The 6,161-nt window shown below is 41.3% G+C and carries 5 protein-coding genes; 1 reads left to right on the top strand and 4 read right to left on the bottom strand.

Features of this window, described 5'->3' with window-relative positions; genetic code table 11:
• Positions 1 to 1,347: 1,347 nt before the first annotated feature.
• The gene (locus tag ACFILO_RS03950; protein ID WP_375677870.1) at positions 1,348 to 1,719 is read left to right on the top strand and encodes a helix-turn-helix domain-containing protein; all 372 of its coding nucleotides are present in this window, start codon (positions 1,348 to 1,350) and stop codon (positions 1,717 to 1,719) included.
• Positions 1,720 to 2,145: 426 nt separating this feature from the next.
• Here the strand turns inward: ACFILO_RS03950 and ACFILO_RS03955 are convergent, their stop codons facing one another.
• The 4 genes from ACFILO_RS03955 to infA form a co-directional block, all read right to left on the bottom strand.
• A complete protein-coding gene (locus ACFILO_RS03955; protein WP_375621512.1) occupies positions 2,146 to 3,354 on the bottom strand; it encodes an MFS transporter in 1,209 nt (402 codons plus the stop codon).
• Between the two features lie 341 nt (positions 3,355 to 3,695).
• Positions 3,696 to 3,980 carry a DNA gyrase inhibitor YacG gene (yacG, locus tag ACFILO_RS03960; RefSeq protein ID WP_375611670.1) on the bottom strand — a complete coding sequence of 95 codons (285 nt, stop codon included), beginning with the start codon at positions 3,978 to 3,980 and terminating at the stop codon, positions 3,696 to 3,698.
• A gap of 21 nt (positions 3,981 to 4,001) precedes the next feature.
• Positions 4,002 to 4,715, bottom strand: coding sequence for a Maf family nucleotide pyrophosphatase (locus tag ACFILO_RS03965; RefSeq protein ID WP_375611669.1), 714 nt, complete (start codon positions 4,713 to 4,715; stop codon positions 4,002 to 4,004).
• A 230-nt stretch (positions 4,716 to 4,945) separates the two neighbouring features.
• Positions 4,946 to 5,164, bottom strand: a complete 219-nt coding sequence (infA, locus tag ACFILO_RS03970; protein ID WP_004857577.1) for a translation initiation factor IF-1 — start codon at positions 5,162 to 5,164, stop codon at positions 4,946 to 4,948.
• Between the last annotated feature and the right edge of the window lie 997 nt (positions 5,165 to 6,161).

Genomic DNA, 6,161 nt, shown 5'->3' on the forward strand with positions numbered 1-6,161 from the left:
GCACTCTTCATTCCAGCTTCCCTCCTCGATTAACAAGCTCGTTCTCCCCCCATTTATCTCACCCCATCCATGCAAAAGCCCAACGTGACCCCAAAATTAGCTCACCTCATCATCATACTTTCCAGCGTATTTTCTCCATTCTCACCCCCTTTCAAAACCACAGCACCCTTTAATAAAAGCCTCACCTCCCTCTTCTATCACCCTCACACCATCCCTTCACGCATCCCTTTAAACTACCCCCACCTCTTATCCACACCCTCCCCCTTGTCCATAGGCACTCTCCCATTCCACGCACTCCTTTTTCTCTCCCATCAAACATTTACGACTTACAGCACTCTTCATTCCAGCTTCCCTCCTCGATTAACAAGCTCGTTCTCCCCCCATTTATCTCACCCCATCCATGCAAAAACCCAACGTGCCCCCAAAACACGCACAATGCATAAATCCATAAATCCTCCTCTTCACTTTTACAGATTCACATTTTTACGCTTTTACACATTCACAGAAAACAGCCAACGAAAGATTCACCCCACGCACTGCTCTGTAAACACTGCTCTGCAAAAATCTGATTTCTTGTCTATTAGATTCCCCTGCTGATTATTTCATATGGCTATCCCACATATCAAAAAATGCTGTTTCATCAGACAAGACAAATAAGCCCTTCCTCCAAATATTCTCCACATACTCTTCTCCAGAAAACGCACTTAACACCCCTTTTCATCCCAGCTTTCCCCTCTCCACTCACAAATGCATTCCCCCATTTATCTCACCACATTCCACGCCAAATAAAAGTATACACAAAGCACAAATCCCCCGCATCATTTTACGGATATACGTTTTAACGCTTTTACGTTATTACAGAAGTCAGCCAAATAAAATTTCCACATCACCACCCCGCACCGCTCTGTAAACACTGTTCTGAAAACGAACCCAGCTTTTTGCCTAGTACCTTACAGTCTCCACCCCCCAAAAAAGACAGCACTTCATCAGGCTCAACAAATCAAAGCCCTATCATGAATATTCAAGCTCTTCACTCCTCCTTCAAATAGCGCCGTTTTACGGTATAACAGAATAGAAAATTTTTCATTTTTCTTGCCAATTTTCTGAAATTACTTTATCACTTAAAGTGTCATTTTGATCGTCTACGCAGCGATCAACAGGGAACTAAAAGCCCTAAACCCTAACGTACAATTGAGCCCACTTTTTCGAATATCCTTAGAATTCCGGGAGTTTTTGCTATGTCTAGGTGCGTTTCCGCACTAAAAGCAAAAAGCTGATTTAGGTTCAGTATTTTCAACCTCCCGGAATACCAATGCGAGGGCGCTCGCAACCGGAGGGGGGCTTGAAGTGCCAACTAAAAATCCACATTTTATCGACATTTTGATAGGCAAAAGAATCCGTCACAGACGCATTTCAATAGGGTTTTCCCAAAAAGAATTAGGAAGCCATTTAGGTGTCAGTTTCCAACAAATCCAAAAAAACGAAAAAGGCTTAAATCGTGTAAGCGTAGGGTATTTACTCAAAATCGCTCAAAAACTAGAAGTTCCCGTAAACTTTTTTTATGCAGATATTGCTACAAAAGAAGATCTTCCCACAAAAGAAAATACCTCACACCACAATCAAGAAACCTATAGCGAAAAAGAACACACCCTTTTAAAAAATTTTAGAGACCTCCAGCCGAAAAAACAAAAAGCAATCTTATGGTTGATTTCTGATTAGGAAAAAGAGCAACAATTAACATACCCCCGCCTAAAGTTTCCCATACCTGATATCACCATACCTCCAAGAGTGATGTTTTATGGCATATAAGATAATTCACACTATAGCTCCTCGTTTTCTGTTTCCATTATTGCTTCAAGTCAAGCTGATTAAGGATTGGCAGCTGAGTTTTTAAGTTTGACTATTTGTAGCAAAGCGGAGTTAAACAAAAATGACATTGTCGCTCAAAACCATGCCCCCTATTGCGTTTACGAGACAGTGGAACCGTATCAAGAAGGCAAAGCCCCGAAAAAAACATATGAGCGTTTAAGTAAAAATCAAAGATTAAACCTATAACGTCAAAAAAGCTGCTCTATGTTGGATTATCTCCACGTCCTCTAAATCTCAGAAAAATGATTTAAAACATTTGTTTTATTGATGAGCCAATCATTGAGATCGAACAATTAACAAAGAACGGTTCAGCAATATCCTGATAGCCAATAAACAGAATAATCCACTCAATCCAGAAAGAAGGAACAATTTTCCAGCCGAAGTGTGACCTAAAACAAACGCTCCAACAAACGGCGCCACCAACATAGCTAAATTTTGTATAGACTGCACCCATCCGGAAGCCAATCCAATCTGTTCATTGAAATTGCTTACCAGATAAACATTAGAAGATATGGAAAAGTAAGCGCTAACCATTCCAATAAGGAAAAAACAAAGCAACAAAGTCTCAATACGGAGTAAATCAAAGTAAAAAAAGCACACTGAGATCATGACAAAACCAATCATTGTTGACATTGCCGGCATTAACAACTCTGATATTTTGCCTGTAAGGGGTTTATGCTTTGATTGTTTCACACTCCAAAATCCATAGAGAAAATTACCGATTGCCGAAGCCGATACCAGCATCCCAAGAGCCTGTTTATTCATTTTCATTGCACTAAGAATAACCGGCAACTGATTATTCACCATAAAGATCATGGCAAAATACACAAACATCACCGCCACATAGGCATACCAAGTTGTCCCATAAAGCCTCTGCTTTGATTTTATGGTATTCGCTGTTTTTATCATGAGCGACGAGACAGGTTGTGCACCAAGACAACAAAACACCATAAAGCCTAGCAATGTCAAAAATCCAGAAAACAATAAAGTATAGGTATCTGATAAAAGTACAGACAGAGCACTCCCCAAAGCAGGTCCTATCATCTTTGCCGCGCTATTGATCATGTTAAGCACAGAATAGTAACGAGTCCGTCCGTTTTCAGGCACCGAATTTGCACTGAGAACGGAAATTGCAGGCATGGCTAGACTGTTGAATGTCGCTCGAATAACTGCCAGTATAATAAATCCTTGCAGACTCGTCGCCATCAATAAACCGACAGTACAGAGTGCCCGTAACAGCAGTGACGCCCGCAACCAATGGATCATAGAACGGTGACTTACCAACATTCCAATTGGCTTAGACAGAACGATACCAGGTAATAATGTTGCCGCTCCAATAAAAGCGACATCATATTGATCAGCTTTCCACGTGAACACAGATACGGTCAAAATCACGATATAATCAATCCAACCGCCAAATGACACCACGCCATTACCCAGCAAAAGCACCAACAAGCGATTTTTTACTGCCCCGTCTCTTTGCACCAAAACACGCACCCCTTCTTTTTCGTTAGCAATACTGATTAGATGACCAATTTTTCCTCACACCCTAAAGGCACCAACAACTTTCACGCAACAAAGCACCATCGACCTTCATGCAACAAAGCAATTTATAATTATCCATGGTAAACAAAACCTTTGGGGATAAGTCTTAGATATGTATTAAAACTTCCATCGTTGATTGAACTTAATCTGCGTCTTTGCGAATGACGATAATAAGCAAGCCGTTAATCCAGCTCTTAAATACATTTACGATAATCCCGCGCGCCTCCCCTTCAGTTTCCACACAAAAAAACGCTTTAGCGTTCTTTTCTCAAGAGAACTCTTTATTCTTCTTCATCACTTACTTGTGGTGGGGGTGGTAAAATATAAGAGCCTGAAAGCCAACGATTAAGATCAATAGCTCGGCACCGTGTGGAACAAAAAGGATAAGAAGATTTTTGTGACATCTGACCACAAATAGGACAAGGATGCGGAGGACGGGTCTCTTTTTGCAAATTTAGCTCTTTTTGTTCTTGGCACACCTTTGTCATTGGCTTCTTCATTAACTTTTCTTCTGTTGCTTTTTTTTCATTTTTGCTTTTCTCTTTTTGTTGCTTTTCACCTTGCATTGATCTTACCTTAAAGTTTTTCTAATGCGTTTGTTCAGCCCAGTGAGTGAAAAGTGGATAGTGATAAGCGGTCAAGAGATCGGCTGTTTCAGCCAAAGGCAATCCCACAACATTAGAATAAGAACCCGTGATATGGACAACAAAAGCCCCTGCTTTTCCTTGGATAGCGTAGCCACCCGCTTTCCCTTGCCATTCTCCTGAAGCAAGGTAAGCCTTCATCATGGCAGAGGTTAAGCGTCTAAAGCGAACACGACTTTCAACCAATTTTACGGTTATTTTTCCACGTTCATTGAGCGCACAAATGGCACCATAGACCTTATGCGAACGCCCAGAAAGGTATCGTAAACATTCATAAGCCTCATCCTCGCTTTCTGGTTTGGGGAAAATGGTCCGCCCAACAGCCACCACCGTATCAGCCGCCAAGATAATCATTTTCTGTCCAGGTAATTTTTCTTGACCATTCTGCAACTCGTCTTGACCATTCTGACTGTACCAGCGCAAAATTTTTTGGGCTTTCAGTGCTTTTTCTTTTGCCAAACGTTTGGCAAGGTTTGCAGGATGTTCTTTTAATTTTGGCGTTTCATCAATATCGCTTGCATAAACCTGCTGGGGATCAATCCCTATTTGTGCCAAGAGCGCTAAACGCCTTGGCGAAGCGGAGGCAAGCACCAAATGAATTTCTTCTGTAAGAGTATCTGCCAAACGTTTTTCCCCCCACTCTCTTATATTTCTCATTTCCACCCCTTCACAATTGACTTCCCTCTCGCCCCCTTTTAAGCGCCCCTTTAGCCTCCCTTTTAAGCGCTATTGATCTCCTTATCCTTTTTCCGCATCGATTTTACAGTTTTTCAAGGCTCTTCAAACACTCCCCTTTTTTCACTCATGAAAAGCAAACTAAAAAACTGTTAAAAAATAATAGAAATAATATGATAGCTTTTAGAAAAAAGTGCAAGCCACCCACGAGGCTACTTATAGCGATATGTAATACGCCCTTTTGTCAAATCATAAGGTGTCATTTCCACCATGATTTTATCACCGGCCAACACCCGTATACGATTTTTCCGCATTCTACCAGCGGTATGGGCAATAATTTCATGATCATTTTCCAGTTTCACACGAAACATCGCGTTAGGTAAGAGTTCAGTAACGATACCAGAAAATTCTAAAACTTCTTCTTTTGACATAAACAAACATTTCCTTTACAGTGCACATATTTTGTTAAGCTGCGCGTTATTTCCAGCGTTCATATCCTATTTTCTTAAGTTTGTGAATAAAAATTCCACAAAAAGGGAAAGGTTTTTCAAGTTTACTCTTCCATGCTCTCAAAAAACGTCATCCCACACCTTAAGAATCAAAACTTTTTTTCCACCAATTTTACCCGCTAATTTCCTTCAATTTTTATGATGATTTTGGTTTCAGTGTGACAAGAAATTACGCTAATTTTTTCCCCTAAAGCATTTTCCCAACACCTCTGACTAATCCCTCCACAACTTACGAACAATCATCCTCTCTCCAACTTTTCCTCACCTTCCACACCTTAAACATGTGCCCTTCAGATAAACACTACTCCCCCCACGCCAGAAGCCCTTCCTTTTCTCAAAAACCTTCTCCATTCTTCACACACCATTCACAACATGCTTCACTGCCCCACACTTCATACTCTACGCATTTCCCATACAGCCTTCCCCATTTTCTCTCTCTTCACACGCTTCCTCTAAGCCACTCTTTCCATTTATGTTGTTCTTCCTACCTTCGAAAACACGATCCCTATACATTGCGTATCATTAACCACAACGCCTCTAACGACATAAAGCCTTTTCCTTTTTTACACATTTCCGTTTTCACGCTTTTACGTATTTACAGAATAAAGCCAAATGAAACTTCCACACCGCACCACTCTATAAACAATAGTATTACCCCAGCTTCTTGCCTAGCCAATCTCCCCAAGCACTTCAGATCACCCACCCACGGACTTCAGATTCCCCTCAAATGACACCACTTCATCAAGTACCATAAAAGCAAAGCGCTATCTCCTCACACCATCCTTTACGCATCCCTTCGCACCACCGCCTCTTCCCCCTCTAGTCTGTTCATTCCTATTCCACCCCCACACTCTCTTCTCCCTTCAATCTCCCTCCGCTTCATCCCAGCTTACCACTCCATTCACAGAAACTCTTTCCC

This window comes from Bartonella sp. AP72JLCBS (genome assembly GCF_042195705.1).
In the GTDB taxonomy this organism is placed as follows: Bacteria; Pseudomonadota; Alphaproteobacteria; order Rhizobiales; family Rhizobiaceae; genus Bartonella.

What these genes read in the sequence shown, in the direction of transcription:
- yacG (WP_375611670.1), bottom strand. Translation starts at nt 3,980, where the DNA reads ATGCAAGGTGAAAAGCAACAAAAAGAGAAAAGCAAAAATGAAAAAAAA.
- ACFILO_RS03965 (WP_375611669.1), bottom strand. Translation starts at nt 4,715, where the DNA reads ATGAGAAATATAAGAGAGTGGGGGGAAAAACGTTTGGCAGATACTCTT.
- infA (WP_004857577.1), bottom strand. Translation starts at nt 5,164, where the DNA reads ATGTCAAAAGAAGAAGTTTTAGAATTTTCTGGTATCGTTACTGAACTC.